Below are 26,623 nucleotides of genomic sequence, written 5' to 3' on the forward strand. Positions count from 1 at the left end.
AGCGCGCGAAACGGCGGATCCAGTCAGCGCCCATTATGGATTACGTTTACGTTAACGTAAAGAGGAAATTCTGACATAATGATGCGAGAAAACCCGCAGAAAAACCCGAATCTACTGGAGACGCGGCATGAACCCGCTGGAAAACGAACTCGACTATCCCTGGGGCGACGCCCTGCCCGAATCCGGCCGCGCGCGCGAAGTGGCCGCCGGTGTGCGCTGGATCCGCATGCCGCTGCCCTTCGCCCTGGACCACATCAATCTGTGGCTGCTGCGCGACCGCATCGACGGCCGCGAGGGCTGGACGGTGGTCGATTGCGGCATCGACCGCGCCGAGGTCCGCGACTGCTGGGAAACCGTGTTCGAGCAGGCGCTGGACGGCCTGCCGGTGCTGCGCGTGATGGTCACCCACATGCATCCGGACCACGTCGGCCTGGCCCATTGGCTGTGCGAGCGCTGGCAGGCGCCGCTGTGGATGTCCATGACGGACTACGCGGTGGCCCGGCTGTGGTCGGGATCGTCGGTGGCGGATTCCTCGGTCGAGGGCAGCGGTCCGTCCGGCGTGGGCGCGGCGCGGCACTTCGCCCGCCACGGCTTGGCCGATCCGCAGGCGCTGGACACGATCCGCGCCCGCCACGACTATTACGTGCGCCTGGTGCCCGGCATGCCGTCGCGCTTCCACCGCCTGATGCACGGCCAGGAAGTGCCCATCGGCGGGCACGGCTGGCGCGTCATCGTCGGCTACGGCCATGCGCCCGAGCACGTCTCGCTGTGGTGTCCGGACCTGGGTGCGCTGATCTCGGGCGACATGGTGCTGCCGCGCATTTCCACCAACGTCAGCGTGTTCGACCTGGAGCCCGAGTCCGATCCCCTGCGCCTGTACCTGGATTCGCTCGCCGCCTACGAAGCGCTGCCCGCGGACACCCTGGTGCTGCCGTCCCACGGCCGGCCCTTCCGCGGCCTGCACCGGCGCATCGTCCAGCAGCGGGAGCACCACGCCGAGCGCCTGGCCGAGGTCCTGGCCGCCTGTGGCGAGCCGCGCACCGCCCACGATCTGCTGCCGGTGCTGTTCCACCGCAAGCTGGACCTGCACCAGCTGTCCTTCGCCATGGGCGAATCCATCGCCCACCTGCACGCCCTATACTTCCAGGGATCCCTGCGGCGCACCCTCGGCGAGGACGGGGTGTACCGTTTTCAAAAGATCTGAGTTCATGACATTCCACGATTCCGACCGCATCGACACGCTGCTGCAGCACATCGGCCAGGCTCCCCTGGATCCGGCCACCGGCTCGGGGCCGGTCGCGCTGCCCTCGTACCGCACCAGCACGGTGCGCTTCGCCTCCATGGACGTGCTGGACCGCGCCCAGGCGGCCAAGCAGCGCGGCGAGCGCGTGCCCACCTACGGCCGGGTCGGCCTGCAGACGCACGAGGCCCTGGAGACGCTGCTGTGCGGCCTGGAAGGCGGCGAGCGGGCGTTCCTGGCGCCTTCCGGCATGGCGGCCATCAGCATGGCGCTGATGGCGCTGCTGGGCCAGGGCGACCATGCCCTGGTCGTGGACTGCGTGTACGGGCCGGTGCGCTACCTGCACAAGACCGTCCTGTCGCGCATGGGCGTGGCCATGGATTTCGTGCGCGGCGACCTCGCCGGCCTGCAGGCCGCCCTGCGCCCCGAGACCCGGGTGCTGTACCTGGAATCGCCGGGCTCGCTGCTGATGGAAATGCTGGACCTGCCCGCCCTGGCCAACTGGGCCCACGAGCACGGCCTGGTCGTGGTGGCCGACAACACCTGGGGCTCGGGCTACATCTACCGGCCCCTGCAGCTCGGGGCCGACGTGTCGGTGATCGCCGCCACCAAGTACGTCGGCGGCCATTCCGACCTGATGCTGGGCGCGGCCGTGGCGCGCGACCCGGCGCTGATCGGCAAGCTGCACGAGACCCATTACGCCCTGGGCAGCACCGTCAGCGCCGACGACGCCTGGCTGGCGCTGCGCGGCGCGCGCACCCTGGGGGTGCGCCTGCGCGCCTGCGCCGAGCACGCGATGGAGGTCTGCCGCTGGCTGGACGCCCAGCCCCGGGTGTCGCGGATCTTCTTCCCCGCCTGGCCGGACGACGCCGGCCATGCGCTGTGGCGGCGCGACGCGACGGGGTCCAACGGCCTGCTGTCCGTGGCCGTCGATTTCGACGAGCGGCAGGTGCGCCGCCTGATCGACGGCCTGCGGCTGTTCGGGATCGGCTATTCCTGGGGCGGCTACGAAAGCCTGGTCACGCAGGTCGAGCCTTCCGCCCTGGCCGCCCACGGCTACTGGGCCTCGGTAGCCGACGCGCGCATGCGCAAGGGCACGGTGCTGCGCCTGCACATCGGCCTGGAAGACCCCGCCGACCTGATCGCCGACCTGGCGCAGGCGTTCGAGGCGGCTGGGCGCGGTTAGGCGTTTGCCAATTCGTTGGACGAAGTCTCGGCGTAGGTACTAGAGCGCTGCCGCCATTGCCTCGAACGCCAGTTGCTCTTCAGGGCGTTTCTTGTCGAGACCGATCAAGGCTGCAAGTTCGTCAGCCGGTACGGCGGCCAGTTCTCTGGGTTCAAGTTTATGCATTCCTCCGCCATACACGCGGCCGTTGTCTAGCAAAACGGTCCTATCGATGGCGTTGAGTGCATGCCATAGCGTGCGTAGCATGGCGGGATTGGCCCGGAGCTTGTCCATCAGCAGGGGCGACGGATAAAGCATGAGATAAACATTCGTCGCTGTTGCCTGGCTATGGTTCAGCAGGAAACGAAAGGGTTGACCGCCATGATCGCTGCGGCCGATGTAGGTACAGACTATGGGCGCCGCAGGGCGGCGTTCCTGAGCGTACCAGTAGCGCCGTGAACGGCACAGATAGCGTTGCGCGACCTGTGCGCGCCCAGTTTGAAGATACGCCCAGAGCGACGGATATCCGTGCTGGACTTCGTGTTCGGGCAAGGTGCAGTCAAGCAGAAACAGACGCTTTTCGAGCAATGGGATCCCGTGCTCGTCAGCCATGATTTCATCTTCCTTCACATATCGAGTGCTCGGTAGGATGGGGCGTAAAAACCGTGACGGAATATCAAGCGCGGTGGCGCGTTCTTCGTCCAGGATGAAGAAATTGTTGTCTCCCGTGGCGAGCCCTCTCTTGACGGAAAACAAGTCGCCGAGCCGGTAGCCTTTGTGTGTGGATTCGGCGCTCCGTTTGGGAAACCTGGACCACTTGCTTGCGTGTTCCAGTTCGCCCGCATTCACTTTCCTGACCAGTGCAGGCTGCTGCAGTGTGCCGCCGAAGGAAAATGTGATCTGGTGGTCTGCAAGCGGCTTCTGTTTCTTGAACCAGACGACGGCAGAGGATACCAGGGCATCATCGAATTGCACGTCGTTGGGGTCGAAACGATGGATATGCAGTAGCGTGACATCCCTCAGCAAGTATGCCTTGAGCGCCTTCCCGTAGTTCACGTCCATGAATTCGCTGGGGATGAGCCATCCGGCGATCCCGCCTTCGCTCATCCATGGGTGGGACAGCGCCAGGAAATAGCAATAAAGCCCCGATAGTCCAGAGAATTCGATGTTAGCGGCTTTCCGCGCGGTGTTTTGCAGGCGGCGTTTATCGGCGCCGCCGATGTGATGGTGCCGCACATAGGGGGGGTTGCAGATGAGCAGATTGGATTTTTCCTCATCGTGCGTCGGTGGCTCTTGCCGTGTGAAATCCGAGAGTGTGATGTCGAGAGGTGTTTCCCTCCAGAGATGCCGGGCAGGTTCTCCATAGTGAGGATCGATCTCGAAGCCGCGCGCCCAATTCACGGGGCGCCGACCATGGGTTGCCCGCAAGGCCGAATAGAATGAGCCTGTGCCGATCGCAGGGTCGAGAAAGCGAATAGCCTCATTTCTGGGCAGTAGACTCAGACCGTAGGCGAGTATTTCATGGGCAAGCCGGGTGGGTGTGGCGAATTGCCCAAATTTATTCCGTTCGGCTTGAGTTTTGTAGCTGTCAAGCTCTGCTTGAAGAGTCAGACGCCGTTCCTCCACGAGGGTGATGGTCTCGGCCTTGCTGGTCATGGTCATATCCCAAACAATGACAGGTCATCGATGCGGTGTTCCCAAGCCCAGTCGATGCCTTCTGCAGCTTCGTAGCCGAGATAGCCACTATCGAAATAGCCGCAAAGGAACAGGTTGAAGCGCACGTTGGGACCATAGGTATGGCGAAGCTGAGCCATCTTGACCGCTTCTTCCTTGCGGCGCTTGTTGGTGTTGGTGAAGTCGCCTGCGGATTTTGCCTCGAAAAACAGTGGTAGATCCCCGCGCTTTGCCGCTTTCGGCATGATGACGGCATCGATAGGAATATTGATGGATTGCACACCGTTCGTTTGCTTGATCGGCACATTCATTCGGAAGCTGAACGTGCCGGAAGGCATGGAATTGAACTTGATGCCATCACCGGGATGGAGCCGCCTGTAGCCACGCTGCTCCAGATAGGCCTGGATAACAGCGAGTTGCCTTTGCTCCTGTGCATTTCGGATGATCGGGTTTGTCACGGCGCCGCATAGTCTGTCGGCGATGATGGTCGCCGCCCGATGGATTTCGGCTTTGGTGGCCGATGCCGCGCGGTTGAGCCAGACGAAGATATCCGGGTCGGCCAGGCGTTCGATCACGGCGGCGATCTTTTCAAGCTCTTGATCCGCTTTGACGCTGGACATTCGCACAGGCAACCGCTGCTCTTTCTCCATGCATTTGACGAGATTCGGTGAGGCGCTGGATAAGCCGATGAGCCGATCCACGGCGAGCGGAGGACACATGGACATTCGGAGGGTTGGCAGGATCTCGGGGTGCTGGCGCAGCAGGGCCGGTTGAACGTCGGTTAGATAGTTGGTGGCGCGAAGTGCCTCTTTCACGCTCTGAGTGGTCCGGACGCGCGTGTCTCGAAAGGCGGCTGGTGCAAAGTTTATGAACCAGCGGTTGTACATGTCGACTGACGCTGCCACATCAGTCTTCCACAGGTGCGGCTTGTCGAGGTTGACGGGCATGTTCCGGATCGCCTGGGTTCGTTCTGAGCGCCCTCGAACAGGGCCTCGCATTAAACTCGATTGTACCGGCGAGCGAATTCCGGCTCCATGTGGAGCCGGACAAAATGATCAAGGTAGGATGGCCTTGCGCCTGTTTTACTGCTTCCCCGCCAGCAGCTGCTTGACCAGCTTGTCGGCCTCGTCGATGGCGCCCTGGTAGGTGCCGGTGTTCGAGGGCGAGGTCAGGTAGCGGCCGCCAATGGCGATGGTCGGCGTGCCGTCCACGTGGTAGGACTTGGTCAGCTCGTCGGCGCGGGAGACCTTGGTCTGCACGCCGAAGGAATTGAACGTGTCGGTGAAGGTCTGGCGGTCCAGCCCCTGCGAGGCGGCCCAGTCGATGATTTCCTTGGCCTGGGTCAGGTCCTTGCGCTGTTCGTGGATGGCCTTGAAGACCTGCGGATGCAGGTCCAGGCGGTCCAGGGCCTCCAGGGTGTAATAGAGCTTCTGCATGTCGCGCATGCTGGCGTTGAAGGCGACCGGCACGCTCTTGAAGGCCACGCCCTCGGGCAGGGTCTTGCGCCATTTCTCGATCAGGGGTTCGATGGCGTTGCAGTGCGGGCAGGTGTAGAAGAAGAATTCCAGGACTTCGATCTTGCCCGGGGTGTCCGAGGGCTGGACCGGATCGAGCGTATCGTAGGGCGCCGCCTGGGCGGGCGTCATGGCCAGCGCGGCCAGTCCCAGGACCAGGCCCGACACGAGGCGGGAAAACAGGGCGATCTTCATGGTGGGCTCCTTGGGGGGCGGTTCAGGGGCGGACGACGGTCGATTCGATCTTCTCGTCGCCCAGGCGGGCCCGGGCGCGGTTCATTTCGTCGATGCCCTTGAAGGGGCCGACGCGCACGCGGTTGATGGGGGCGCCGTTGGATTCGCCGGTTTCGACGCGCACCGGCAGGCCCAGCAGCACGACCCGGGCCAGCATGGCCTGGGCTTCCTTCTGCGAACGGAAGGCGCCGGTCTGCAGGTAGTAGGTGGTCTGCGTGCCGGGCGCCGGGCGGGCGGCGGGCGGCGGGGGAGGCGGCGGCGGAATGGGCTGGCTGGTCTGCGGCGGGGCCGGCGGATTCACCGGTGCCGCCGCCGGGGCGGGTTTGGCCGCGGGCTTGTCCAGCCCGGCGATGATCTGGCCGATGGCATCGGACAGCGGATTTTCCGGCGAGGCGCCGGGCTCCGGCGCCGGGGCCGGCGGATTGGTGCTGCTGCCGCCCTGGGCGGCCGAGCGCGTGCCCGCCGGGCCGTCCTTGCCGTACAGGGCGATGTTCGGGTCCGGGGCGTTCTTCACGTCCGGCAGCAGGGTGGTCGGGTCGTCGCGGCTGGCCTTGTCCTTGAAGGGCATGGGGGCCTTGGTGACGAACAGGGCGACGGCCACCGCGGCCGCCACCCCGAGCACCATGCCCAGGACCAGGCCGAACCAGGCGCTGCCCGACCGCGAGGATTTCTTGCGGGTGGCCATGGCGCTACATGCGCTCGGGGGCGCCGACCCCCAGCAGGCCCAGGCCGTTGGCGATCACCTGGGCGGTGGCGCGGGCCAGGCGCAGGCGGGCGGCACCCAGGGCGGGGTCGTCCACCAGGATGCGCTCGGCGTTGTACCAGGCGTGGAAATCGGCGGCGCAGTCGCGCAGCCAGAATGCCAGCTGGTGCGGCGCCAGTTCGCGGGCGGCCTGCGTCAGCACGCCGGGGTATTCGGCCAGGCGCTGCAGCAGCGTGATTTCGGTGGGGGCGGTCAGCAGGGATGGGTCCGCCGCCCGCGCCTGGCTGCCGGCGTCGTGCTGGCGCAGCAGCGAGTGGATGCGGGCGTGCGCGTACTGGATGTAGTAGACCGGGTTTTCCTCGCTGCGCGACAGGGCCAGGTCGATGTCGAAGACGAATTCGGAATCGGCGCGGCGCTGGGCCAGGAAGAAGCGCACGGCGTCGCGTCCCACCCAGTCGATCAGGTCGCGCAGCGTGACGTAGCTGCCAGCGCGCTTGGAGATCTTGACCTCGGCGCCGTCGCGCATGACGCGCACCATCTTGTGCAGCACGTAGGCCGGGTAGTCGGCCGGGATGCCCAGGCCCAGGCCTTGCAGGCCGGCGCGCACGCGGGCGATGGTGCCGTGGTGGTCGGTGCCCTGGATGTTGATGGCATGGTGGAAGCCGCGCTCCCATTTGGCGACGTGGTAGGCCACGTCCGGCACGAAATAGGTGTAGCCGCCCTCGGACTTGCGCATGACGCGGTCCTTGTCGTCGCCGGTGCCCAGTTCGGTCGTGCGCAGCCACAGCGCGCCGTCCCGTTCGTAGGTGTGGCCGGCGTCGATCAGGGCCTGGACGGTGCGCTCGACGCGGCCGCTGGTGTAGAGCGAGCTTTCCAGGTAGTAGTTGTCGAAGCGCAGGTCGAAGGCCTGCAGGTCCAGGTCCTGCTCGCGGCGCAGGTAGGCCACGGCGAAGCGGCGGATCGCGTCCAGGTCGTCGAGGTCGCCGGACGCCCGGATGGGGTCGCCGTCGCTGGCCTGGACGGTGGCGCCGGCCAGGTAGTCGCGCGCGATGTCCTGGATGTATTCGCCCCGGTAGCCGTCGGCGGGGAAGGCCGGGTCGTCGGGCTCGATGCCGCGCGCGCGCGCCTGCACGCTGATCGCCAGGTTGTGGATCTGGTTGCCGGCGTCGTTGTAGTAGAACTCGCGCGAGACCTGGGCGCCCTGGGTGGCGAACAGGCGGCAGATGGAGTCCCCCAGCGCCGCCTGGCGGGCGTGGCCGACGTGCAGCGGGCCGGTGGGGTTGGCGGAGACGAATTCCACCAGCACGCGCTCGTCGGTGGCGGGCCGGTGGCCGTAGCGTTCGCCCTGGGCCTGGATGGCGTCCAGGACGGCCTGGTGGGCGGCGGCCGACAGGCGGAAATTGATGAAACCCGGGCCGGCGACTTCCGCCGAGGCGATCAGGCCGGCCGCGTCCGGGTGGGCCAGGACGCCCGCCGCGACGGCCTGCGCCAGTTCGCGCGGGTTGCGCCGGGCCGCGCGGGCGGCCTGCATGGCGACGTTGCTGGCGACGTCGCCGTGGGCGGCGATTTTCGGGCGTTCGAGGGTGATGTCCAGAGTCTGGCCGGGGATCAGTGTGTCCAGGACGGAGCGCAGGATGGCGATGAGCCGGGTGTGTTGCTCGGGTAGCATGGTGTCCGTATCTGAGGGTATCCCGAAATGATAGCCCGATTTCAGGGGCGCCGTGCCTCAGGGCCGCCGCGCCGGGCCGGCCATCCCCGGCAGGCCCCGTTCCGCCTCCAGCCAGGCGCCGTAGGCCGCCATGTCCACGCTGCCGGCGACGGCGCCGGATTCGTCCGCCGCGGCGTCGGCGCGGCGGATGAAGGCCTCCACGATCCGCCGCTGCGCGTCGCCCAGGCGCGGGTCCGCGCCCTGGGGGCCGAGCGTGCGCGCGGCGGCGTCCTGCAGCGCCCGGTCGCCCGGCGGCAGGCCGCGCAGGGCGGGGCTGCGCTCGTCGTGCAGCAGCGGGCGCGTCACCGCGCGGTCGTCCGGCGCCAGTTCGGCGACGGGCACCAGGGCGGCCAGCGCCTGCCAGCGCATCCAGTTCAGGGCCACGTCCGACAGGTCGCCGCCGGGGACGGGCTGCAGCCGCTCGTCCAGCAGCAGGCCGCCGCCGATGTCGGCGTGGGCGCCGATGAAGGGCGCCTCGACCGTGTTGCCCGCGTCGCCGGCCGCCGAGACCAGGGGAAACAGGGCGCGCAGCTCGTGCAGCGCCACGGCGTGCGCCACCCAGTGCCAGGCGCCGGCGATGCCCAGGTCGAAGCCGGCGTTGGCCGCGCCCAGCAGCCCGAACTGCGCCACGGTGTCGAACAGGCCCAGGAAGCGCAGGTCGACGCACAGGCCGATGGTGCCGCGCAGCGGGTCGTCGTAGGAGAACCAGCCGTCGCGGGTGTGGCGCGCGATGCGGTTGGCGAAGTCGCGCGCCAGGGCCGCCCCGCGCGAATAGCCCAGGATGTCGATGGGCACCGGCGCGGCGGCGCCCCGCGCCCGGTCCAGGGCGTTGAGCAGGGACTGCCACTGGTTGCTCAGGATCTGGCGGCTGCCGGCGGCGACGACCGCGTCCCAGTCGGCGTAGTAGCCGTTCCCCGGCCCGGCGTGATAGTAGGCCGGGCCGTCCTCGTAGGCTTGGGCGAGCTTCCAGACGTTGCCCTGGTTGCGCGGCCCTTGCCGCGTGCCGTCGAAGGCCAGCAGGATCAGGCCCAGGGGATCGACGTGGCGCAGCGGCTGCTGGGCGGCGTAGCCCAGGGCTTGCAGGCCGGGCAGCGGCCCCAGGGGGTCGGGCTCCAGATAGTGGCCGCGCGCGGGCAGGAAGGTGCGAAAGACGTTGTCGTGCCAGCCCGTCGCCGGATCCTCGTCCTGGCCCGGCCGGCGCAGCGGCAGGTCCAGGTCGCCGCGCAGGCGGGTCGCGCGGCCCAGCGCGTCGTAGTCGGCGGCCCAGCGCACCGCGCGGTCCGCGTCGGTCGCCAGGACGGGGGCGCCCAGCAGGTCGGCGTGCAGGTAAACCAGGCGGGTGCGGCCGTCGGCTTCCGTTTGCAGCAGGCCGACGGGGACCTCGCCGGCATACAGGTAGCGCTGGGTGACGCCGAAGGCCGGGAGCCCTGCGGCGGCGCGGGCGGGGACCGGGGCTGCAGCGGAGGCCGCAGGCGTGGCGGCGGCCGTGGCGTCCGGCCCGGCGGCGGACTCCGTGCGGGCGGGCGTTCCGGGGGTCGGCCGGTGCCAGATCGCCGCCAGGCGGTTGTCCACGTAGTAGCGTTCGGTTTCCCGGCCGTCCTGGACGCGGCGGATCCGCTGGCCCCGGGCGTTGTAGGCGTAGCGCACCAGGACCCGCCCGTCCTCCAGGACCTCGGCCGGCCGGCCCTGGGCCTGCAGGCGCAGCGTGCGGCGGCCGACCGCGAGGGGCAGGCCGGCTTCGTTGCGGGCGATCGGGGGCGGGGCGGCATCCCCGTCTTCGGCGTCCGGCGGCGCGGCGGACCGGGACTCGGCGTCCCGGGGACCGGCGCCCTGGAGTCCGGTCGGCGTGCGGGCCGGATGCGCGGCATGCGGCGAACCGCCGGGCCGGCCGAGGCGGGCGGCCAGGCGCCCGATGAGGCGGCCGTCCTCGTCCCAGGCCAGCCAGGTCCGGGTCACGCCGTCCTGGAACCCGGCCAATCGGTCCTGCGCGTCGTGCGCCAGGACCCGATGCCGCCAGGGGGCGGCGGGCAGGGCGGGCGTTGGCTGGCGCGGTGCGGTTCCAAAGGGTGGACGCGCGGCGCCGTCCGGGACGGCGGGTTCGGACGCCGACAGCGTGCTCAGGCGCACGACCCGGCCGCGCGCGTCGTGGCGCCGCCGCTCGCCCCACAGGATGCGCGGCCCGTCGGACAGGACCAGGGTATCGGCCCGCCCGTCCGGCCCCGCGGCCGTCTGCAGCCACAGGCCGTTGCCGTAGCGGTAGCCGGCGCGGCCCGGGACGGAGTCGATGACGGTGCGGCGCGCGCCGTCGGCGGCTTCCCAGTCCAGGCGCATCAGGCGGCCCGCATCCGACCAGGCGTAGTGCAGCGCGCCGCCTTCCGGCAGGTCATGGCGCGTCAGCCGTCCGTGGGCGTCGTAGGCAAAGCGTTCCCGGTAGCCGAGCGCGCCCTGGGCGTGGGGCCGGTGGACGGCGCGGGCCGTGACCCGGCCGTGCGCGTCGTGCTGCAGGTATTCGGTCTCGTCGGGGTGGGTCAGGCGGATCGGCCGGTCGCCCCGCCAATGCAGGCCGATCTCCAGCGGCGGCCGGCCGGGCGCCGTGTGCAGCAGCCGCACGGGTCGGCCGATGGCGTCGCGGCGGACGTCCAGGCGCCCGCCGTCGGCCTCGCGCCTGCCGGTCAGGCGGCCGTGCGGATCGTAGGACAGCCGGGCCGTGCCGGTGAGCCGGCTGGACCAGCGCGCCAGCCGGCCGCCGGGGCCGTACTCCAGGCGCAGGCCGGGCCAGCCGCCCCGCGCCTGCATCAGCGCGCGGATCCGGCCGTCCGGCGCGCGGCGGATGCGCAGATCGCCAAGGGCGCTTGGCCGGCCCTGGGCGTCGTGGTCGATGCGCCGGGTGATCCCGGGGCAGGCGGGACAGGCCGACGAGCGCACCGCGCGCGGCACGATCCGGCCGCCGCGCAGGGCGTGCTCCACCTCGGCCCGCGCGCCTGCCGAGCGCACGCGGGTCGGACCGGCGTCGGGCGGGCCGTCCGGATAGTCCAGGTCCAGGCGGCCCGCCGTCGTGCCGGGGGCGCCCGGGATCGCCTGGACGACGCGGCCGCGCGCGTCGTAAGTCCAGCTGCGGGCGCGCCAGCGCCGGCCGTCTGCGGCTTCCAGCGTGACGCCGGTGAGGGCGGCGGGGTGGCCGGCCTGCCGCCCGGATTCATGGTGATAGCGGCGGCGCATGCCGTCGGGCCGCTGCACGGCGGTCAGCAGGACCGGCTCGGGGGCCGGGCCCTGCCCGGCCAGGGGCGCGTCGGCCGGCATCCCGCCGGCCGGGGCCGCGCTCGTAGGCATCGCCTCGTGTGCGCTCCGGGCGTATTCGTAGCGGAACACCCCCAGCGGCGTGGCCAGCGTCCGCAGGCGGGGGCGCGGTCCCGAGGCGTCGTAATCGAGCCGCAGTACGGCGGCGCCGCGCCGGATTTCCCGCGCCAGGCCGTCCAGCGGGCCGCCCGCGTGGCGGTCGATGACGATGTCCGGCCGTCCGGGGGCGGTGATCGCCCGCAGCCGGCCGTGCGCATCGAAGACCAGCCGGCCGCCGTCGGCGCCCAGCCAGGATAAGGGGACAGCCTCATGAACGGGCGCCAGGACCTGGCCGTCGGCGGGTCCGGCGCCCAGGCCCCGGGTGTCGAAGCGCACGCGGCGGCCGTCGGGCAGGTCCAGCCGCCAGCCGTCCGGGGCGGGCCGCAGGCGGATGTCGTATTCGCTGCTCCAGCCCCGGCCGAGCGGCCCGTCTTCCAGGGATCCCGAGCGGTACAGGCGGACGAAGGACGGGTGGCCGCCCGCGACCGGCTCGGGCAGGTCGGTCTCGCGCAGGAATTTCTCGCCGGTGGCCAGATGCACGGGATTGGCGATGCCCGGATCGGGCGCGGGCTCGGCGGCCGGCCCCCGGACGGAGCCCGCGCCGCAGGGCGCCTGGGCCTGCGGCGCGGGGCAGCTCAGGGCGTTTGCGGCGTGCGCGGGGGCTGGCGTGGACCAGGAGGCGAGCGCCAGCGGCACGCCGGCCAGCCAGGATGGCAAGCGGCGCCAGGCAAGGGTTTCGGGCATGGAAGACCTCCTGTCGGAGCGCTCATTGTGCGGCTTGGCAGGGGGTTGAAGATCGGTTAGTGTATGAATGTATCCATTGCGGGAAGTCCACCATGCTCATTTTGTTCCAATCGAAATCCGCGGCGGAAGTCCTGATGTTCGCCCAGCATGCTCGGCCCATCCTGGTGGCCGCCGGCAAGACCTTCGATGGTCCCGGACTGCCCGAGCGCGGGGTCATCACCCGGGCGCAGCTGGACACCGCCATCGCCGGCATCGAGGCGCTGGTGGCGGCCGATCCCGGCCACGACGACGCCTCCGGCGACCACGACGACACGGTCGAACATCCCATCGCCCAGCCGGTCGGCATGCGCCGCCGGGCCTGGCCGCTGCTGACCATGCTGCGCCTGGCCCGCGAAAAAGGCGAGGACGTCACCTGGGAGCCCGCGCCGGCCTGGTAAATTCACGCATTTCACATCCGGAGAAATCCCATGCAGGGCCATGTGATCGTGATTTTCGATGCCCACCGTTCCCTGGAACTGCCCGTCGACGCGCCGGTGGACCCCGACCGGGCGCACGCCGCCCGCGAATGGTTCGAGCAGACGTGGGAATCCCTGGGCTGCGAGCCCCTGCGCGTGAGCGGCAAGGTCCTGCTGCTGGACAAGATCCTGGGCGTGGCCGACAGCCTGGGCTACAGCCGCCTTTCGGCGCAGCCCGAACTGGCGCGGGAATTCGCCGCCCATGCCGTCCAGGCGCTGGAAAAGCCCCGGGTGACGGTGGACCTGCCGGGCCTGGCCATCGTGTATTGACCGGGCCGCGCGGCCGGCGCGGGCAGAACCCCCGGCCTCTTGCCGGAAGCCCGGGGCCTGGCGGTTTGGGGCCTGGGCGGCGCACAAACGGAAACCCCGTCCTGTGGGACGGGGCTGAACGAGGCGGGCGCTTGTGGTGCCAGGAATATCCCCGGGATGCGGGGGTGGCGCCGCCCGCGGGCGCTGGGATGCCGGATGACGGGCGCTCCGTGCGGAGCGCCCGGGCCGTTCTGGATCAGGCCGCGACCGAGGCGCGCGGACGCACGTCGCCGCCCGCCGCCGCGTGGCGGTTGACCGCGCTCAGGATCGCCAGGAAGGACGAGGTCACGATGTCCTCGTGGATGCCGACGCCGTAGCCGCTGACGTTGTCCTGGATGCGCATCTCGATGTAGGACGCCGCGCGGGTGTCGGTGCCGGTGCCGATGGCGTGTTCCTGGTAGTCCATCACGCGGGCCTCGATGCCCAGCGCGGCGATGAAGGCCGAGATCGCGCCGTCGCCCTGGCCCGACAGATGGCGGACCTGGCCGTCGATTTCCAGCTCGATCTCGATCATGAACTGCTTCTGGCCGGTGGTCTTGGGGCTGCCGGTGATGCGGTGCCGGATCAGCTTCATCGGCGTTTCGCGGTCCAGGTATTCGCTGGAGAAGATGTCGAACACGTCCTGCGGCGTGACTTCGCGGCCCGTTTCGTCGGTGACGCGCTGGATGGCGCGGCTGAATTCGATCTGCAGGCGGCGCGGCAGGACCAGGCCGTGCTCCTGTTCCAGGAGGAAGGACACGCCGCCCTTGCCCGACTGGCTGTTGACGCGGATGACCGCGTCGTAGCTGCGGCCCAGGTCGGCCGGGTCGATGGGCAGGTAGGGGACTTCCCAGACGGCGTCTTCCTGCTGCACCGAGAAGCCCTTCTTGATGGCGTCCTGGTGCGAGCCGGAGAAGGCCGTGAAGACCAAGTCGCCGGCGTAGGGGTGGCGCGGATGCACGGGCAGCTGGTTGCAGTATTCGACGCAGCGGCGGACTTCGTCGATGTCGGAGAAGTCCAGGCCCGGATGGATGCCCTGGGTGTAGAGGTTGAGCGCCAGGGTGACCAGATCGACGTTGCCGGTGCGCTCGCCGTTGCCGAACAGGCAGCCCTCGATGCGGTCGGCGCCGGCCATGACGGCGAATTCGGCGGCGGCCACGGCCGTGCCGCGGTCGTTGTGGGGGTGGACACTGAGGACGATCTTGTCGCGCTGGGCCAGATGGGTGTGCATCCATTCGATCTGGTCGGCGTACAGGTTCGGCGTGGTGGCCTCGATGGTGGCCGGCAGGTTCAGGATGATCTTGTCCTGGACGGTGGGCTGCCAGGTGTCGACCACGGCATTGCAGACTTCCAGCGCGAAATCGGGTTCGGTGGTGCTGAAGACTTCCGGCGAATATTCGTAGCGCCAGTGGGTTTCGGGGTGCCTGGCGACTTCGGTCTTGACGATCCGGGTGCCTTCGACGGCGATGGCGCGGACCTCGTCGCGGCTCATGCGGAAGACGATCTTGCGGAAGGCCGGCGCGCAGGCGTTGTACAGGTGGATGATGGCGTGCCTGGCGCCCGCGCAGGCTTCGACGGTGCGCTGGATCAGGTCTTCGCGGGCCTGGGTCAGGGCGATGATGGTGACGTCGTCGGGGATGCGCTTTTCATCGACCAGCTTGCGCACGAAGTCGAAATCGGTCTGGGACGCGGAGGGGAAGCCGACCTCGATTTCCTTGAAGCCGATCCTGATCAGCTGATCGAAGAAGCGCAGCTTGCGCTCGACGCTCATGGGCTCGATGAGCGCCTGATTGCCGTCGCGCAGGTCGGTGCTCATCCAGATCGGGGGGGCGGAGATGCGGCGGCTGGGCCAGGTGCGTTCGCTGAAGTCGCACGTGAACGGAGCGAACGGAACGTATTTGTCGGCGGGATTCTTGATCATGTCGGTACCTGTCTGGGCGGGTGCGTCCGGATCACGGGCGCGGAAATGCGAGGGTGTGGCGAAACAGGCTGCCGAACTGCCACGCGGCGCTAGGCCCGGCAACCGATCGCTAGCAGCAGTAGACCCGACAGGGAGAGGGAGGAGAACGACGGACGCGCGCGCCCGGCAGCGGAGAGCTGCGGGATGTCACGGAAGGAAGCGCGCGTGGAGTTCATGTATGGAAGTCAAACATATTTCCGGCTTCCTGGCAAGGGTTCCGTAGGGATCCGTGGGGATCCGCCCGGCCGGCGGGCGGGTTCCAGCCGCCGATGCGGCCTCGGCGCAACGGTACGCTCCGGCCCGCGGGCGCGCGGCGCCCTGCACGATCAGGCGGCTCGCGTGGATGCGAACCTGCCCCGGCCCGGCGGCGGTGTTCGCGGTCCGCCGTCCGGGCCGCGGAACGCGGGCGGCCCGGACCGGCGGGCTCAGAAGGTCGTGCGCAGGGTGACTTCCACGCTGCGGCCGGTGCCCGGCAGGACGTCGAACGCGGAGCGGTATTCCTTGTCCAGGAGGTTGTTGATCTGCACCCCCACCTGCACCTTGCGGTCCTTGCCGTGGGTGCCGCCGAACGCCAGGTTCAGCGTGCCCCAGCCCGGCAGGCGCTCGGTCGACAGGGCGCTGCCGCTCAGCGTGGTTTCCTTGACCGGCGTGGCGGCGCGCACGAACAGGTCGGCCCAGACCTCGGCGCCGTACAGCGTGGTGTCGTAGCGCACCCCCGCGCGGCCGGAGAAGGCCGGCACGCCGCTGTCCTTGGTCGAGTACGTGGGGTATTTCAGCTCCCGCTGCGTCCAGGCGCCGGTCACGTAGGGGGTGAGGTTGGTGCCGGGCAGCGCGTATTCGGCGACCAGCTCGATGCCGTGGGTGTCGGCGCGGTCGGCGTTGACGTAGGTGCGGTCGCTCGCGGCGTAGCCCGCCGGGCAGGTGCCCGCGGCGGCGCAGGAGGTCGTGCCGATGTAGTCCTTGGCCCGGGTGTAGAAGACGGCCGCGTCCAGCACCACGCCGGCGTTCTGGTAGCGCGCGCCCACCTCGTAGTTCTGCGAGGTCTCGGGCTTCAGGCCGGGGTTGGCGCGGGTCAGGGAGCCGCTGCCGGCCGTGGTGTCGGAGTACATCTGCGCCAGGGTCGGCATGGTGTAGCCCTCGGAATACAGGGCGCGCAGGGTGGTGTGCTCCAGGCCGCTCCAGGTCAGGCCCAGGGACTTGACCAGGCGGTTGGTGGTGCTGTCGTCCTGGCCCGCCAGGGCGGCATTGGTGGTGTCGTCCAGGTTCGAGCTCACGTGGTAGTAGCGCAGGCCCGCGGTCAGCTTGAAGTTCCGGGCGAAGGACCATTCGTCCTGGGCGAACACCGAGGCCGTCTGGATCGAGGCGCGGGTATGCGTCGGGCTGGTCGTGGTCCGCGTGCCCGGCATCGGCATGGGCGGCCGGGTGGTCGTGGTGGTGATGCTGTTCTTGCTGGTGTCCAGGTCGTCCATCAGGTACTGCAGGCCGGCGATGGTGTAGTGGTCGGGGTGCAAGGCCAGATCGACCTGCGCGGTGCCGCCGTAGTTCAGGTTGCGATCGTCCGAGGTGGCGGTGTTCTTGACGTTCATGAAGGAAGTCGGCTGCACCTCGACCCGGTTCTCGAACAGGCGGTCCACGGTCTGGCGGTAGGCGTCGACGTGGATCTTCCGCACCACGGGGCTCAGGTCCTTGGCGTCGTAGTACAGGCCGACCTTGCGCAGGTCGCGCTTGGGCAGGTCGATGCTGAAATCGCGGATCGAGCCCTGCACGTAGTCGGGGTCCGTCCAGCTGTCCGTGGCGAGGAGGTGCTGCTCGGCCTTCAGCGCCAGGTAGTGGTTGCGCTTCTGGCCGAAGGTGTAGCCCAGGTGCAGCGCCATGTCGCTGTCGCGGTAGCTGGAGCCGTCCAGGGTGCCGCTCCGGGTGTAGCGCCCTTCGGGCACCTGGCGGTCGTGGTGGCGGTCGGCGCTGCCCGACAGGCGGTAGTCGAAATCGCCCACGGTGCCGGAGACGGCGGCCCAGCCCTGCCAGCCGCGCGTGCCCGAGTAGTAGCTGCCGCCCGCTTCCAGCTGGATGGGCTTGGGCGCGCCGCGCTTGGTGATGATGTTGACCACGCCGCCGATGGCCTTGGCGCCGTACAGCACCGAGGCCGGCCCGCGGATGACCTCGATGCGCTCGACGTTGGCCGGATCCACCAGGATCGGCGTGCCGTAGTCGCTGTGGTCGGTGATTTCCTGGCCGTCGACCAGGATGGTCACGCGGTGCGAGGATTCGCCCCGGATGCGCAGGCGCTTCATGCCTGGCGCGGACGCGTCGACCACCTCGACGCCGGGCACGTCGCGCACCAGGTCGGCGATGCTTTCCGGCGCCTGGCGTTCGAGCTGCTCCTGGCCGACGACGGAGACCGAGGCGGGGTTGTTCCTGACGGAGGTTTCGGTGCGCGTGCCCGTCACGGTGATGGTGTCGAGCCAGGTGGCCTGCTGCGTGCCGCTCGACTGGGCGCAGGCCGCGCCGGCCAGCGGCAGGCTGAAGGCCAGCGCCAGTGCGCGCGCGCCGACGCGCAGCGCGGCGGATGCTTCTCCCCGGCCCATGATCGCATGGTTCATGTTGTGATTTCCCTGTGTGGATCAGTGACAGGACGGGCGGGACGCGATCATGGCTCGTGAGGAGAAAGCGGGAAACACCGGGCGGCGGCAAGGCGGCCCGGACACCCACACACTATAGAGAATGCGATTGCATTAATCAATGATTATGAGAATTATTATCATCATTATCTTGGGCGGGCTTGAGGATCCGCCTCGACACAACCCGATCCAGTTCGATCCGGCTCGGTCCGGAACGATCCGGCCTGAATGCGGCCTGATCCCGGACCTGCGGGCCGGCCGCCGGCCCGCGGCGTGCGGGACATGCGCGGTGTATGCGGGATGTGCGGGACCCGCCGCCCGCCGCAGGGGTGCGGCTCAGCGCCGCTGGCGGGCGTTTTCCAGGATGGCGAGCTGTTCGGCCGCGCGGTGCAGGCGGGCGGCGCGGCCGGCGGACAGTTCGTCGCGCGCCAGCATCAGGTCGCCCACGCGCAGGGGTTCGTCGCGCGTCTGCCAGGCCCACAGCAGGACGTCGAGCGTGGCGCCGGAGAGCTGGTCGGCCAGCTGCTGGAAGGAGGCGGAATCGACGGGCCGCAGGCGGGCGCGCGCCAGGATGGCGCGCACGGCCAGCCAGGTCAGGTAGGCCAGCAGCAGCGAGCCGAGCGTGGCCAGCGCGCCCCAGAAGTAGGGGTTGTAGCGCTGCAGCAGGGCGGTGGCTTCCGCCCCCATGATGTGGTTTCCGGCATAATCGATGCCGTTGCCGAAGGCCAGCAGCCGGTTCAGCACGTCATACCAGATCAGGACGACCGCCACGACCAGGGCGGCCGCGAGGATCCTGGACGTGGCGGTGAGCTTGAGCAGGACCTTGCGCAGCAGGCTGTGGTCCCGGCGGCTGGAGGATTCGTTTCGTTCCGGTTTCATGAGTCGTATTTTAGATTGAACATGCGTTAGATTGAACATGCGCGCGCAACCCTCCCTGGAGCTGGGCCAGCATCAGCATTTGACGCTGACGCCACAGTTGCGCCAGGCGCTGGCCCTGCTGCAATGCTCGTCCCAGGAACTGGACCAGGAGATCGCCCAGGCGCTGGCCGACAATCCGCTGCTGGAGGCCGTCGCGCCGGAGCCCGAATCGGCGGCCCAGGCCGAGCGGCTGGACCGTCTGTGGTCGCAGCCCGCGCGCGCCGCCCTGCCCGACGATCCGCTGGAGCCGAGCCAGCCGCCCAGCCTGATCGATCACCTGCTGCAGCAGCTGCACGCCACCCGCGCCACCGAACGCGACCGTCTGCTGGTGGTGCGGCTGATGGGCGAGCTCGACGAACGCGGCTACCTGGAATTCGATCCGGCGGCGCTGAACGCCGGCCTGCCGCCGGAACTGGCGGTCGAGGACGAGGAATGGCGCGCGGCGCTGTTCCTGCTGCAGTCCTTCGATCCCGCGGGGGTGGGCGCGCGCGATCTGCCCGAATGCCTGCGGCTGCAGCTGCGCGCCCGCGCCGACGAGTGGCCCGCGGACGTGCTGGCCTGCGCCCGCCGCCTGACGGACCACCTGGAAGACCTGGGCGCGGGCCGCTGGGGGCGGCTGTGCGAGGCGCTGGGCTGCGACCGCGCGCTGCTGGACGCCGCCCACCGGGCGCTGCGGCGCCTGGACCCCCGGCCGGCCGGCGCCTGGCAGACCGATCCCGTCCACTACATCGTGCCCGACGTGCTGTTCCATCGCGCGGCGGACGGCTGGCGGGTCAGCCTCAATCCCGCCATCGAGCCGCGTCTGCGCCTGAATCCCGAGCTGGCGGACGCCCTGGCGGGCCAGGACCTGTCGCCCGAACTGCGCGACCGGGTGCGCCAGGCGCGCAGCCTGATCCACAACCTGGACCAGCGCCGCCAGACGATCCTGCGCGTGGCCGAAACCATCGCGCGGCATCAGCGGGCGTTCCTGGAGTCCGGGGTCGCGGCGCTGCGGCCGCTCACGCTGCGGGAAGTCGCCCAGGCGCTGGAACTCCATGAATCCACCATTTCCCGCGCCACGCGGCTGAAATACGCGCAGACGCCCTGGGGCGTGCACGAGCTGAAGTTCTTCTTCGGCACGGGGGTGCAGACCCGCTCGGGCGAGGACACCTCGGCGCTGGCCGTGCAGGCGCTGATGCGCGCGATGCTGGAATCCGAGCCGGCGGGCAAGCCCCTGTCCGACATGCGGCTGGCGCAGATGCTGGCCGAGCAGGACGTGGTGATCGCGCGCCGGACCGTGGCCAAGTACCGCGAGGCCATGGGCGTGCCGCCGGCCAGCGTGCGCAAGGCGCGCGGGCCCGCGGACGCCTGAAGCGGGCCCGCCGGGATCCGGTAAAACTCGGTATCATCCTCTTTTCACCCACCCGCTTCCCCATGTGGAACCGCCCCGCCGCCGCCGATGCCCGCGCCGCCAGTCCGCTGCTCCAGCACTGGCAGGCCGAAGCCATTCGCCTGCGGGAGGCCCATTGGGGGCCGCTGGAAGACCGCGCCGCCTGCCAGGCCGCCCTGCGCCGGCCGCCCGACCTGCAGGAGCGCATCCTGGCGCGGGCCGCCTGGCTGGTCGAACACGGCGAACTGCATGACCGCCTGGTCCAGTGGGCCGTCGGCGCCCGCTGGGCGCTGGCCGCCCTGTGGCTGTGCGCCTGCCTGGCGGGCATCGGCACGGCCGCCGCCGTCCTGGGCCAGGGCCAGGTCAATCTGGCGCTGGCGCTGCTCGGACTGCTGGGCCTGCATGCGCTCACCTTCCTGATCTGGCTGGCCGGCTGGCTGCCGGGGCTGCCCGATTCGACCGCCCTGTCGCGCCTGTGGCTCTGGCTGACGCGGCGCCTGGTCCGGGGCCCGGACGCCGCCCTGGCGGCCCAGGCCTTCCTGTCCCTGCTGGGGCGGGCGCGGGCCTGGAAGACCGCCATCGGGCTGATCAGCCACGGGGCCTGGACGGCCGCCTTCCTGGGGGCGGTGCCCACGCTGATCGTGCTGCTGAGTACGCGCCGCTACACCTTCCATTGGGAAACCACCCTGCTGTCGCCCGAAGCCTTCGTCGGCGCGACCCGCGCACTGGGCCATCTGCCCGGCCTGCTGGGCTTCCCGGCGCCGGACGACGTCCAGATCGCCGCCAGCCTGGGTGCGCAGCCGCTGGCCGCGGGCGTCCAGGCCGACTGGTCCCTGTGGCTGATCGGCTGCATCGTCGTCTGGGGGCTGCTGCCGCGGCTGCTGGCGCTGTCCGCCTGCATCCTGCTCCTGCGGCGGCGCCGCGCCCGGCTGGCGGTGGACCCGAGCCTGCCGGGCTGGCTGGACCTGCGCGAGCGCCTGCTGCCCACTCATGCCAGCCTGGGCATCGACCGTCCCGCCCCGGCTGCGGCCACGGCGGCTTCTCCCGCGGCGCCGGCCGCCGCCGAGGACGGCCGGGCGGCGGTGCTGGCCTACGAGCTGGGGCCCGATCTCGCCTGGCCGCCGGCAGGCCTGCCGGCCGGCGTGGCCGATCTCGGCCGCTGCGACAGCCGCGAGGACCGCGCCCGCATCCGCGCGCTGCTGCGCGCTCCGCCCGCGCACCTGCTGTTCGTCTGCGACGCGCGCCTGACCCCGGACCGGGGCGCCGCCGCCTGGCTCGACGAACTGCGCCGGTCCTGCCCCGATCTGCGCGCCCTGTGCCTGGGCGGCACGCCGCAGCGCGTGCAGGCCTGGCAGGACACCCTGACGCAACAGTCCGTTCCCCGGATCCCCAGCCTGAACGGCTGGCTCGAATACATCGGAAGCCCCCGCCATGACTGACGCCTCGAACCCCATCGACCTGGCGGTTGTCGGCCATACCAATACCGGCAAGACCTCGCTGCTGCGCACGCTGCTGCGCGACGAGTCCTTCGGCGAGGTCGCGGACCGCCCCGGCACCACCCGCCACGTCGAAAGCGCCCAGCTGCTGACCGAGACCGGCCAGGCCATCCTGGTGCTGCGCGACACGCCGGGCCTGGAGGACGCCATGGGCGTGCTGGACTACCTGGACCAGCTGTCCCCGCCCCAGGAAAGGCACGACGGCCCCGAGCGCATCCGGCGGCTGCTCGACAGCCCGGAGGCCGCCGGCCGCTTCGAGCAGGAATGCCGGGTCCTCGCCACGGTGCTGGAAACCGACGCCGCCCTGTACGTGATCGACACCCGCGATCCGGTCCTGCCCAAGCACCGCGACGAGCTCATGCTGCTGGCCGCCTGCGGCCGCCCCATCCTGCCGGTGCTGAACTTCACCCGCACGGCGCTGTCGGACACGACCGCCTGGCGCGACGCGCTGGCCCGCCTGGGGCTGCACGCCACGGTGGATTTCGACACGGTGGCGCCCGCGCTGGACGGCGAGGGCCAGCTGCTGGACCGCCTGGCCCTGATGCTGGACCAGCATGCGGCCGCCCTGCAGACCCTGCGCGCGGACCTGGACCAGCAGCGCCTGCGCCGGCTGCAGGACGCCACGCGCCTGATCGCCGAGCTGCTGGTGGACGCCGCCGCCCTGCGGCTGCCGTGTTCCCAGGACCCGACCGACATGGCGGCCATCACGCTGGGGCTGCGCAAGCGCACCCGCGACCGGGAACAGGATTGCGTGCACGCCCTGCTGAAGCGCTACCGGTTCAGCAAGGCGACCTTTCCCCATCACCCCCTGCCGCTGGAAGGCGAGCGCTGGGGCATGGACCTGTTCAACCCCCAGGCCCTGCGCACCTTCGGCATCCAGGTGGGCAAGGGCATGGCCACCGGCGCGATGGCCGGGGCCACCATCGACGTGCTGACCGGGGGCCTGAGCCTGGGGGCCGCCGCGCTGCTGGGGGCCGCCATCGGCGGCGCGTGGCAGGGCGCCAGCCAGTGGGGCAAGCGCCTGGTGGGCCGGCTGGCGGGCAATACGGAAATGACGGTGGACGATCCGGTGCTGCACCTGCTGGGGCTGCGCCAGCTGGCCCTGGTGCGGGCGCTGGAATGCCGGGGGCACGCCGCCATGCGGCCCATCGACGGCGACCTGCTGGCGCGGCAGGCGCCGCCCGAGCCCGCCGCCGCGGCCGAAGCGGCGGCGGATGCCGGCGCGGGTGCTGGTGCTGGTACGGGTGCTGGTACGGGTACGGGCGTCCCGGCCGCGCCGGAAGACGCGGCGGCCGCGGCGGTGCCCGAGCCCCTGCGCCGCCTGCCGCCCGACGTGCAGCGCATGCTGGACGAGGTGCGCGGCCATCCGGAATGGTCCTCGATCGGCGAGGAGCCCGCGCCCGACGCCCGGCGCGAGGCGCTGGTGGGCGCCATGGCGCAGGCGCTGTTCGCCGCCCTGTAGCGCAGGCCCGGCGGCCGCCGCGGGGCGGGTCGGACGCGCGCCGCGGCGGCCCGCGGTCCCGTCCCGCCGGCTGTCAGCTGCCGGCTGCCACGCCGCTTACCAACTGCCGGACGCGCCGCCGCCGCCCCCGCGTCCGCCGCCTCCGCCGCCGCCCGAGGAGCCGCCGCCGAATCCGCCTCCGCCGCCGAATCCGCCGCCCCCACCAAAGCCGCCGCCGAAACCGCCCCCGCCGCCGCGGCCGCCGCCGCGGCCGCCGCCCCGGCCGCCGCCCCGGCCGCCGCGGCCGCGCGCGAGCCGGTCGGGGATGTGCAGGACCCGGCCCAGGATGCCCAGCGCCAGCCCCGCCAGCGCGCCGAGGGCGGTCCACAGCAGGCTTTCGGTGAGCACGAACACGAAGCCGCCCAGCAGCAGGGCGCCGATCGGGGGCGTCATCACCAGGGCGAAGAACGTCAGGGGCAGGAACATCACGCGCTCGTCGAGCCCGCCGTCCTCGGAGGATTCGGGGGGCGGCAGGGGCTCGCCCGCGATCAGGCCGGACAGGGCCGAGACGCCGGCCTCCAGGCCGCCGAAGACGTCGCCCTCGGCCAGGCGCGGCGTGATGCGTTCGCGGATGATGCGCCCGGCGTCCACGTCGGTGACGGCGCCTTCGAGCCCGTAGCCGACCTCGATGCGCAGGCGGCGGTCCCGCACGGCCACCAGCAGCAGCACGCCGTCGTCGATGCCCTTGCGCCCCACGGCCCACTGGTCGAAGACCCGCCGCGCGTACTGCTCGATCGACTCGTCGCCGGTGGTGGGCACCAGCAGCACGAAGAGCTGGGAGCCGTGCGCCTTTTCCAGCGCCCGGACCTGCGCGGCGAGCGTGCGGACCTGTTCGGCCGTCAGCGCGCCGGCCTGGTCCATGACCGGCCCGGTCCAGGCCGGGACGGCGGCCGGGCCCCCAGTGGCCGGGGAGGCCGGTGCAGCGGTCCGCGCGGTCCGGTCCGGCGCGGCGGCCGCGGCGGCGGGGGCGGTTTCGGCGGCGGCTCCTCGGGCGGCGGCGGAGGCGGCGGGTGCGGCAGTGGGCGCGGGTGCCGAGGCGGCCGCGGTGCCGGCGGCCGAGGCCGGGCTGCCCGCCCCGGCCATGCCGGCCAGCAGCCCCAGCGCCAGCAGGCCGCCCGCGAGCCGGCGGCGCAATGCCGGACGGCCCGGCATCATGGCGCCCCCGCGGCGCCGCGCGCCCGGGAGGCGCGGCGGAAGCGGCCCGGCGCGCTCATTTGCCCTGTCCCTGGGGCAGGTCGAACTTGACCTCGGGGTCGCGCATGACCGCGTCGGCCTTGTCCAGGCCGTACTGGGCCTTGGGCTGGTAGCCGAACACGCGCGCCGTGATCAGCGTGGGGAACTGGCGGATCGTGAGGTTGTAGGACTGCACCGCGCCGACGTAGCGTTCGCGCGCCACCGCGATGCGGTTTTCCGTGCCTTCGAGCTGCGTCATCAGGTCGCGGAACAGGCCGTCGCTTTTCAGCTGGGGATAGTTTTCCGACACCGCCAGCAGGCGCGACAGGCTGGAGGACAGGGCGCCCTGCGCCTGCTCGAAGCGCGCCATCAGGGCCGGGTCGTCGAGGTCGTCCACGCCGATGCGGATCTGGCCGACCCGGGCGCGCGCGTCCGTGACCTGCTGCAGCACGGTGCGCTCGTTCACCATGTAGGCGTTGACCGAGGACACCAGCTTGGGCACCAGGTCGGCGCGGCGTTCGTACTGGTTCAGGACCTGGGACCAGGCCGCCTTGACCTGCTCGTCCTGGCGCTGGATTTCGTTGTAGCCGCAGCCCGAGAGCAGCAGCGTCAGGGCTGCCAGCGCAGCCAGGTTCAGATAACGTCGGAGCATCCGGGCCTCTCGTGTGGCGCCCCGGCCGGGGCGGATGGCTTCATTTTACGGGCGGCCGGGCGCCACGGCCGGGGCGGACCGGAGATTTCTTTCGCCGCGGGACCGTGGTCAGGACGCCACGGCACGGCCGCGCGCGGCGGGAGTCACGCTATAATCGTCAGCTTCGCGCGGCCTACCAGTCGCCGCGCGGCATCCCCGGCCCCGGCGGGCGTTTCGCGCGGCGGCGGCATCTCCCCTGACACTTCTTCATACGTCGGCCTCGATTGGTATCACTCGACTCGAGCGATAGGCGGTCGCTGGAGTCATTTTCTTGGATACTTCGATTACCTTTGCCTCGCTCGGCCTGGCGGAACCCCTGCTGCGCGCCGTCCACGACGCGGGCTACACCCACCCCACGCCAATCCAGGCCCAGGCCATCCCGCGCGTGCTGGAAGGCGGCGACCTGCTGGCCGCCGCGCAGACCGGCACGGGCAAGACCGCCGGCTTCACGCTGCCGATCCTGCACTACCTGCTGAGCCATCCCGCCGCCGCCCAGCGCCCGGGCCGGCCCCGCGTGCTGGTCCTGACCCCGACGCGCGAACTGACTGCCCAGGTCGAGGAATCCGTGCGCCTGTACGGCAAGCACACGGCCGTGCGCTCGATGGTGATGTTCGGCGGGGTCAACATCAATCCCCAGATCGCGGCCCTGAAAAAGCCGCTGGACATCCTGGTGGCCACGCCGGGCCGCCTGCTGGACCACGCCCAGCAGAAGACGCTGGACCTGTCCGGCGTCGAGATCCTGGTGCTGGACGAGGCCGACCGCATGCTGGACATGGGCTTCATCCACGACATCCGCCGCGTGTTGAAGCTGCTCCCGGCCAAGCGCCAGAACCTGCTGTTCTCCGCCACCTTCTCCGACGAGATCCGCGGCCTGGCCCAGGGCATCCTGCGCAATCCCGGCGAAGTCTCCGTCGCCCGGCGCAACACCGCCTCCGAGCTGGTCAGCCAGCGCGTGGTGATGACCGAGCAGGCGCACAAGCGCGACCTGCTCAGCCACATCATCCGCGAGAGCGGCTGGCACCAGGTGCTGGTGTTCACGCGCACCAAGCACGGTGCCAACCGCCTGGCCGAAAAGCTGTCGAAGGACGGCCTGACCGCCGCCGCCATCCACGGCAACAAGAGCCAGGCCGCGCGCACCAAGGCGCTGGCCGGCTTCAAGGACGGCAAGGTGGCCGTGCTGGTGGCCACCGACATCGCCGCCCGCGGCCTGGACATCGACCAGCTGCCGCAGGTCGTCAATTTCGAGCTGCCCAACGTGCCCGAGGACTACGTGCACCGCATCGGCCGCACCGGCCGCGCCGGCAGCACCGGCTCCGCCCTGTCGCTGGTGGATTCGTCCGAGATCAAGCTGCTGCGCGCCATCGAGCGCCTGATCAAGCAGACCATCGAACCGATCACCGTGGAAGGCTGGAACCCGGCCATGGCGACCGCCGATTCCGCGCCCGACGCCCGGGAAAAGCGCGCCCTCGCGCGCCTTCAGAGCGAAGGCTTCGGCGGCCGCAGCGACGGCGGCCGGCGCGGCGACGGCGGGCGGCGCGAATCGTCCGGCCGCGACGGCCGCAGGCCCGCCCCGGCCGCGGCGGCGACCGAGCGGCGCTCCGGCCCGGACGCCCGCCGCACCGGCGGCGGCCGCGCCCCGGGCGGCCGGCCGGCCCGCGAAGGCGGCGCGCCCCAGGCCCCGCGCCGCGAGGCGCGTCCGGCCTCGTCCGGGCGTCCCGCGCTGCTGCACAAGGCCGACTGATCCGGGCCGCCGGCGCACCGGCGCACCGAAGCACT

General features: G+C 70.9%; 19 protein-coding genes. 8 read left to right on the forward strand and 11 right to left on the reverse strand.

Annotated elements, in window-relative coordinates:
- Positions 1–127: 127 nt before the first annotated feature.
- The gene (locus tag BN940_RS01470) at positions 128–1,204 is read left to right on the forward strand and encodes an MBL fold metallo-hydrolase (RefSeq protein ID WP_043679372.1); all 1,077 of its coding nucleotides are present in this window, start codon (positions 128–130) and stop codon (positions 1,202–1,204) included.
- A 4-nt stretch (positions 1,205–1,208) separates the two neighbouring features.
- Positions 1,209–2,426, forward strand: a complete 1,218-nt coding sequence (locus BN940_RS01475) for a trans-sulfuration enzyme family protein (RefSeq protein ID WP_043679375.1) — start codon at positions 1,209–1,211, stop codon at positions 2,424–2,426.
- A gap of 39 nt (positions 2,427–2,465) precedes the next feature.
- Here BN940_RS01475 and BN940_RS01480 read toward each other — a convergent pair whose 3' ends face one another.
- The 6 genes from BN940_RS01480 to BN940_RS01505 form a co-directional block, all read right to left on the reverse strand.
- Positions 2,466–4,061, reverse strand: coding sequence for an Eco57I restriction-modification methylase domain-containing protein (locus BN940_RS01480; RefSeq protein ID WP_043679377.1), 1,596 nt, complete (start codon positions 4,059–4,061; stop codon positions 2,466–2,468).
- Positions 4,062–4,063: 2 nt separating this feature from the next.
- A complete protein-coding gene (locus BN940_RS01485; RefSeq protein ID WP_043679379.1) occupies positions 4,064–5,026 on the reverse strand; it encodes a XamI family restriction endonuclease in 963 nt (320 codons plus the stop codon).
- 135 nt (positions 5,027–5,161) lie between these two features.
- Entirely contained in the window at positions 5,162–5,788 is a 627-nt protein-coding gene (locus BN940_RS01490) for a thiol:disulfide interchange protein DsbA/DsbL (RefSeq protein ID WP_043679381.1), read from the reverse strand.
- A 22-nt stretch (positions 5,789–5,810) separates the two neighbouring features.
- Positions 5,811–6,512 (reverse strand): SPOR domain-containing protein, encoded by a 702-nt coding sequence (locus BN940_RS01495; protein WP_043679383.1) that lies wholly within the window; start codon positions 6,510–6,512, stop codon positions 5,811–5,813.
- Positions 6,513–6,516: 4 nt separating this feature from the next.
- On the reverse strand, positions 6,517–8,199 hold the full coding sequence (argS, locus tag BN940_RS01500) for an arginine--tRNA ligase (protein ID WP_043679385.1): 1,683 nt from the start codon (positions 8,197–8,199) through the stop codon (positions 6,517–6,519).
- Positions 8,200–8,256: 57 nt separating this feature from the next.
- Entirely contained in the window at positions 8,257–12,318 is a 4,062-nt protein-coding gene (locus BN940_RS01505) for a DUF6531 domain-containing protein (protein ID WP_043679388.1), read from the reverse strand.
- Positions 12,319–12,410: 92 nt separating this feature from the next.
- Between BN940_RS01505 and BN940_RS01510 the strand changes: the two genes are divergently transcribed.
- Together BN940_RS01510 and BN940_RS01515 are read left to right on the forward strand one after the other, a co-directional pair.
- Complete coding sequence (locus BN940_RS01510; RefSeq protein ID WP_043679391.1) at positions 12,411–12,755, forward strand: DUF1840 domain-containing protein; 345 nt, start codon at positions 12,411–12,413, stop codon at positions 12,753–12,755.
- A 30-nt stretch (positions 12,756–12,785) separates the two neighbouring features.
- Positions 12,786–13,103 (forward strand): hypothetical protein, encoded by a 318-nt coding sequence (locus BN940_RS01515; RefSeq protein WP_043679394.1) that lies wholly within the window; start codon positions 12,786–12,788, stop codon positions 13,101–13,103.
- 235 nt (positions 13,104–13,338) lie between these two features.
- Here BN940_RS01515 and leuA read toward each other — a convergent pair whose 3' ends face one another.
- From leuA to BN940_RS01530, 3 genes are all read right to left on the reverse strand, one after another.
- Positions 13,339–15,042, reverse strand: a complete 1,704-nt coding sequence (leuA, locus tag BN940_RS01520) for a 2-isopropylmalate synthase (protein WP_043679397.1) — start codon at positions 15,040–15,042, stop codon at positions 13,339–13,341.
- 464 nt (positions 15,043–15,506) lie between these two features.
- Positions 15,507–17,681, reverse strand: coding sequence for a TonB-dependent receptor plug domain-containing protein (locus BN940_RS01525; RefSeq protein WP_043679400.1), 2,175 nt, complete (start codon positions 17,679–17,681; stop codon positions 15,507–15,509).
- 354 nt (positions 17,682–18,035) lie between these two features.
- Positions 18,036–18,578 carry a hypothetical protein gene (locus BN940_RS01530; RefSeq protein WP_043679403.1) on the reverse strand — a complete coding sequence of 181 codons (543 nt, stop codon included), beginning with the start codon at positions 18,576–18,578 and terminating at the stop codon, positions 18,036–18,038.
- Positions 18,579–18,615: 37 nt separating this feature from the next.
- On the opposite strand from BN940_RS01530, the gene rpoN reads away from it, so the two are divergent.
- From rpoN to BN940_RS01545, 3 genes are all read left to right on the forward strand, one after another.
- Positions 18,616–19,968 carry an RNA polymerase factor sigma-54 gene (rpoN, locus tag BN940_RS01535; RefSeq protein ID WP_043679406.1) on the forward strand — a complete coding sequence of 451 codons (1,353 nt, stop codon included), beginning with the start codon at positions 18,616–18,618 and terminating at the stop codon, positions 19,966–19,968.
- Between the two features lie 62 nt (positions 19,969–20,030).
- A complete protein-coding gene (locus BN940_RS01540) occupies positions 20,031–21,425 on the forward strand; it encodes a DUF2868 domain-containing protein (RefSeq protein ID WP_052355515.1) in 1,395 nt (464 codons plus the stop codon).
- Complete coding sequence (locus BN940_RS01545) at positions 21,418–22,944, forward strand: GTPase/DUF3482 domain-containing protein (RefSeq protein ID WP_043679409.1); 1,527 nt, start codon at positions 21,418–21,420, stop codon at positions 22,942–22,944. The genes BN940_RS01540 and BN940_RS01545 overlap by 8 nt, the downstream gene beginning before the upstream one ends.
- A gap of 96 nt (positions 22,945–23,040) precedes the next feature.
- Here the strand turns inward: BN940_RS01545 and BN940_RS01550 are convergent, their stop codons facing one another.
- Positions 23,041–24,138, reverse strand: coding sequence for a TPM domain-containing protein (locus tag BN940_RS01550; protein WP_162177834.1), 1,098 nt, complete (start codon positions 24,136–24,138; stop codon positions 23,041–23,043).
- A gap of 55 nt (positions 24,139–24,193) precedes the next feature.
- A complete protein-coding gene (locus tag BN940_RS01555) occupies positions 24,194–24,808 on the reverse strand; it encodes a LemA family protein (RefSeq protein WP_043679412.1) in 615 nt (204 codons plus the stop codon).
- A gap of 310 nt (positions 24,809–25,118) precedes the next feature.
- On the opposite strand from BN940_RS01555, the gene BN940_RS01560 reads away from it, so the two are divergent.
- A complete protein-coding gene (locus tag BN940_RS01560; protein ID WP_043679415.1) occupies positions 25,119–26,588 on the forward strand; it encodes a DEAD/DEAH box helicase in 1,470 nt (489 codons plus the stop codon).
- Positions 26,589–26,623: the final 35 nt, after the last annotated feature.

It is taken from the genome of Castellaniella defragrans 65Phen (assembly GCF_000612685.1).
In the GTDB taxonomy this organism is placed as follows: domain Bacteria; phylum Pseudomonadota; class Gammaproteobacteria; order Burkholderiales; family Burkholderiaceae_B; genus Castellaniella; species Castellaniella defragrans.